5 protein-coding genes are annotated in these 5,181 nt (G+C 66.5%); 2 read left to right on the top strand and 3 right to left on the bottom strand.

Features of this window, described 5'->3' with window-relative positions; genetic code table 11:
- Positions 1-129: 129 nt before the first annotated feature.
- Positions 130-810, bottom strand: a complete 681-nt coding sequence (locus ACTQ49_RS14735) for a hypothetical protein (RefSeq protein ID WP_441828591.1) — start codon at positions 808-810, stop codon at positions 130-132.
- A gap of 127 nt (positions 811-937) precedes the next feature.
- Between ACTQ49_RS14735 and ACTQ49_RS14730 the strand changes: the two genes are divergently transcribed.
- Entirely contained in the window at positions 938-1,954 is a 1,017-nt protein-coding gene (locus ACTQ49_RS14730) for a LacI family DNA-binding transcriptional regulator (protein WP_441828590.1), read from the top strand.
- 505 nt (positions 1,955-2,459) lie between these two features.
- Here the strand turns inward: ACTQ49_RS14730 and ACTQ49_RS14725 are convergent.
- Positions 2,460-3,671 carry an alpha/beta fold hydrolase gene (locus ACTQ49_RS14725; RefSeq protein WP_441828589.1) on the bottom strand — a complete coding sequence of 404 codons (1,212 nt, stop codon included), beginning with the start codon at positions 3,669-3,671 and terminating at the stop codon, positions 2,460-2,462.
- A 183-nt stretch (positions 3,672-3,854) separates the two neighbouring features.
- Positions 3,855-4,349 carry a GNAT family N-acetyltransferase gene (locus ACTQ49_RS14720; RefSeq protein ID WP_441828588.1) on the bottom strand — a complete coding sequence of 165 codons (495 nt, stop codon included), beginning with the start codon at positions 4,347-4,349 and terminating at the stop codon, positions 3,855-3,857.
- Between the two features lie 98 nt (positions 4,350-4,447).
- Between ACTQ49_RS14720 and ACTQ49_RS14715 the strand changes: the two genes are divergently transcribed.
- A complete protein-coding gene (locus ACTQ49_RS14715; protein WP_441828587.1) occupies positions 4,448-4,987 on the top strand; it encodes a chloramphenicol phosphotransferase CPT family protein in 540 nt (179 codons plus the stop codon).
- Positions 4,988-5,181: the final 194 nt, after the last annotated feature.

Genomic DNA, 5,181 nt, shown 5'->3' with positions numbered 1-5,181 from the left:
AGTCCCACACCAGCACTTCGAAGAAGTCACTTCCCGAACCCGCTGACCCCGACCTTACGACGCCGCTGCCGATCGCGTCATGAGCCACCCTTGACACAGAGGGGTGCCATGTGAGTTCGTCTGGGGAGTTCAGATGTGGAAGCGCACGTCCTCGAGCTGGGCGTCACGTGGCATGCGCGGGTAGTGGCTCCGCAGACCTGTCTGGTAGTCGTCATCAAGGTCTGCCAAGTGGATGGGCGTGACGCTGTCGATGACCCCGGGCATGGTGCGGAATCCACGGTGCTCGCGGTCCTCGAACACGAAGGTGGTGGGCCCCAGCGGGACAGGATCGAGGTAGCGCACGGTCTGCGTCTTGCGGCCAGCGACGACGTCGTCGTAGTAGCGGCCGTTGAACCGGACGAAGCGTTCCGCGGTGCCGTCCGGGAACCGGTAGGTGTAGGGCAACAGCTGGGCCACGGGCACGGAGATGACTGTGCCGTCGTTGGGGACCACGATGCAGCAGTCGGGGTGCTGGTCGAGGATGACCTGACGGCATCGCCCGCAGGGGGCGATCACTCCACGGCCTCCGTCACCGACGGCGACCATGGTGGCGAGCGGGCCGGCGTGGGCTGCGGAGGCCAGGCCGAGGACTACAAGTTCTGCGCAGGGGCCGCCGGTGAAGTGGTGGTTGTTCACCGCGACGTGGATGGCGCCGGACAGGTCCATCGCGGCGGCTGCGACGGTGTGGTTGGGGTCGTCACCCAAGGTGGCGGCCAGGCGCGTTGCCGCGTCGATGACGGCGTCGTCGTTGGCCCAGTTCATCGTGGTCATGCGCGTCTCGTCTTCCTAGTGCAAGGGGTTGGGTCCCAAATCCTCTTGGTTGCTCGTCGCTGACGAGTATGTTCTTGATCGCTCAAGAAGGGGCGGACAAGGCGGGCGGGTGAGTGACGTGGTGCGAATGAGTGATGTTGCCGAGGTGATGGGCGTCTCCACGACGACGGTCAGCAACGCCTTCAGTCGTCCCGATCAGCTGTCGCCGGAGCTTCGTGACCGGATCCTGACACGGGCCGCGAAGATGGGCTACTACGGGCCCCACGTGGCTGGCCGGGTCTTGAAACAAGGACATGCGAACGCCTACGGAGTGGTGTTCATGGACACGCTGAGCTCAGCCTTCGATGACCCCTTCAAACTCCAGTGGCTGGCCGGGTTCTCCGACGAGATCCGAATCGCGGGGGCAAGCCTTGTCCTGATGGCTGTTGCCCCTGACCTGCAGGCTTCTGCGCAGGCTCTGCGGAACACGCTGGTGGACGGCATCGCGGTCACCTGGGCAACCCATCCCATCATGTCGATGGCCAGGTCACAGGGGCTGCCCGTCGTGGCTGGCGGGCCCCATGGGCCCTGTTACGTGACCATCGACGAGCACGCCGCCGGCAGGGAGATGGGCGATCACTTGCGCAGCATGGGGCACGAGCAGGTGTGCATCGTCACCGGCCCCGTAGCCCGCCCCGCCAAAGAGCCCGACATCACCACCTGGGACCACTACGTCACGAATGAGAGACCCCAGGGCCCATGGCCGCGACTCACCGGACTGGTCGAGGGCCTCGAACCATCCAGCGCGGTGATAGCCCAAGCCACCAGTTGGACCCGCGCGGCCGGCGCCGAAGCCACAGCCGCAGCCCTCCAGCGCCTCCCACACGTCACTGCCTTCGCGTGCGCCGGGGACCAACTGGCCGTCGGCGTCCTCGACATGATCCAATCCCACGGACGAACGCCCGGCAAGGACCTCGCGATCACCGGGTTCGACGGGACCCTCGACGCCGCGACCCACGGGCTCACGACCGTGGACGCACGGGCCCGAGAGCAAGGAAGCCGCGCCGCACAACTCCTGCTCAACCCGGACCTCCACCCTCGTCAGGCAGTCCTCGACCACCACCTCGTCATCCGGGGCAGCAGCTCATCGCGCCTCTCAGTGTGACCGCGAGGTCAGCGGCATGACAGGACGTTCGAGGATGCCTCTGAGAAGCTGATGCCCATGAGCCCTGAACCTTCTCTTGTGCCCGAGCTGGCCGTGACCGACTGCAACGTGTCTGTCCGGTTCTGGCGTGACCTGCTTAGCTTCGAGGTGCTCTATGAGCAGCCCGAGGATGGCTTCGCCTACCTCGCCCTAGGCGGTGCCCACATCATGCTCGACCAAGCCGACATCGGCAGGACCTGGGTAACGGCGCCTACGGACCCGCCCTTGGGGCGCGGCATCAACCTCCAGATCTCCGTTCCCGACGTTGCCGTGCAACTCAGGCAACTCAGCGAGGCGGGCTGGTCCCTGTTCATGGAACCGGAAGAGAAGTGGTACCGCATCAGCCCTAGCGAGCAGGCTGGTGTCGTCAGTTCCTCGTGCAGGACCCCGACGGCTACCTGGTGCGACTCCAGATGTCGTTGGGGCACCGAACGTTGGAGCAGTAGCCCAACGCGGCATGCGGGCGTCACTCGCGGGCGCGGAGTGGGCGCCCGAGCCGAGGGACCGGCATCGCGGTGGCAACTCTGATTAGGGCTGTCAAGATGGGTCCGAGCATTCCGGAGACGCCCTTGCGGGGCAGATCAGCAAGCCTGCCGGCCGTGTCGGTCAATCCGTCGACTCCCTGATCCTGCAGAATGACCAGCGTCTGGATGAGGGCCAGTTGGTGAGTGTCCAAAGCGCTGTGGCCGGTATCGGCGAGGGGCACCAGGACACCCTGGGGAGCCATGTTCACGATCTGCTGCGCCACAGGGCGAGGTGTTCGCAGGTCACGGTCACCTGACAGCACGACGACCGGCCAGCTGTAGCAAGGCACCTCCGTCTCCAGATCCACAGGGGTACCCCTGAATGGGGGCTTGTTCGCGGCGATCGAGGCGAACAGAGTCTGCGGGTCCAGCGGGCCACCGTCGAGGGGCAGCCCATAGCCGAGTTGACCGAAGGAGATCCCGGCGACGGGATCGGGCTCCATGTAGAAGGGTGTGCCCTTCCCGTCGATCTCCCCGGTGCCCAAGGTCGCCAGTTGACCCCACAACCAGCCGAGGCGCCCGTCAAGGCGCGCCTGAAGCAGTCGAGCAAGCGTCTGCGCGCCCGCAAATTCGTAGACCAGCTGGACAACGTGCCCCAAAGCCTCGATGGGTTCCCCACGGCCCGCCAGCCGCCGCACCAGCGCGGCCGCCTCTCGGGTCTCCGCCGACGAACCTTCCCAAAGTAGGCAGCGTCGCCACCGGCGCGTGGTCTCCAGATCGGCCTGCGGGGAAAGCATCGGGGAATCCAGCACCAGCGCATGCACTCTCGACGGGTGCCGGATCGCGAAGACCTGGGCCAGGTAGGACCCGTAGGACGAACCCGCGATGATCGCCTTCTCCACGTTCAGATGGTCGAGCACCGCAGCGACATCGTCGGCAGCAGCTTCCACCGTCACGGCCTCGGGCGGGAGCAGTTCACCGTCCGTCGTCGTCCCGGAGAGCCCCACCCCACGATGCTCGACCATGACGACGTCCAGCCCGCGGCTCGCAGCCAACTTCCGCATACCCGCATAAGGCAGGGCGGAAGCCAGACCTGGCCCGCCCGGCAACACTACGACGGGCATACCTCCGCCAGGGCCCGTGCGCACATAGGCGAGCTGAAATTCACCTGCGCCGTTCGGGCGCTCGATGAATCCGCCCTCACGCGCGACCACTCGACGGGCTTGCCTCTCCAACCTGGTACCAACCATGGGCTACCTCCCCGCTCCGGGCGACCACACGCCCCCCTTCAGCCCATTCAACCCCACAGACCGGCGCGGATGACATATCAGAACGCTTGCTCATCGGCGTGACCACCGTGCTCCCTCACCCGCGATCGTCGCGGCAGTTGAGGGCGTTCAGCGGTGGCGTTCGTAGGTGAAGTCCTGATGATTCGCCTCTGGGTTGTCGACCGTGCCGGTCAGGGTGAATCCCGCGGCTACGAGGACCTTCTGGCTGGCGATGTTGTCAGTGTGGACTCGGGTGCAGACTGCGGGCAGGTCTCGTTTGGTCAAGGCCCAGTCGGTGACTGCGCGGAGCGCTCGTCGGGCGATGTGGCGTCCTCTGTGGTCGGGGTGGACGAAGTAGGAGATGTTCCAGGCTCCCTCGTCGAGCTTGAGGTCGATGCCGCCGGCGAACCCGGTGGGTGTGCGGATGGCCCAGGTGTAGCTGTCGGGATCGTCGGCTGCGGTCACGTTGGCGAGGTGTTCGCGGCATCGTTCGACGGGCGGGCGGCCGGGCCAGTCGAACCAGCGGGCGCACTCGTCGTCCTGGGCGGCGGCCCAGTCTTCTGCGTCGTCCAGGAGCGGTGGGGTCAAGGAGATCTCGTCCACCGTGAGCAGGGGTTGTTGCACGCGGCAAGCCTAGGGACGAACCCGCGACCATGCAGCGCATTTCGGCGTCAGACCAGCGGCAGTTGAGTGCGTTCTCGGGATGGTTGATGATGGGCGGCATGGTCCCGAACGTGGTGGTGCTCAATGGCGGCTCAAGTTCGGGCAAGTCGAGCCTGACCCGCGAACTCCAGCCCCTCCTGCCCGGCACATGGCTGCGCTTCAGCGTCGACACCCTGATCGACGCCTGCCCACCCCAGCTCCTCAGCCAGGGCGGCCTGAACATCGCGGCGAACGGCTCGATCGACGTCGGCAAGGCCTTCACCCGGATCGAGCAATGCTGGATGGCGGGGCTGGCAGCCATGGCCCGGGCCGGCGCCCACCTTCTCATCGAGGACGGCTTCCTCAGCGGGCCGACCGCCCAAGCTCGCTGGGCTGAGGCGCTGCAGGGCCTGGACGTTGTATGGATCGGGGTCCGGCTCGCACCCCACCTTGCCGCCGAGCGGGAGGCTCGTCGCGGGGATCGAGAGGTGGGAATGGCAGCAGCTCAGGCCGACAGCGTGCACCAGGGGATCCACTACGACCTGGAGGTGGACACCAGCTCTGGCCCCCCTGCAGAACTTGCCCAAACCCTCGCAAGCCAGATGGCCGCACTCAGCTGACCGCTCGCGGCAGACATCCCAGGTTCTGTTCCTGTCAAGCAGCGGCGGGCAAGGCAGGGTCTGGGTGGGGCTCGAGGATGTGTGCCCAGGCGGTGTGTTCGTCGTAGTGGGTGCCGGTCTTGAGGCAGCCGTGGAGGATCCCGACCCAGCGGTTCGCGAGCTGACGCAAGGCGGCCTGGTGGCCCATCTCCCGG

The sequence above is a fragment of the Luteococcus sp. Sow4_B9 genome (genome assembly GCF_052116585.1).
GTDB lineage: Bacteria > Actinomycetota > Actinomycetes > Propionibacteriales > Propionibacteriaceae > Luteococcus.
This window is presented reverse-complemented; position numbering and strand designations above follow the sequence as displayed.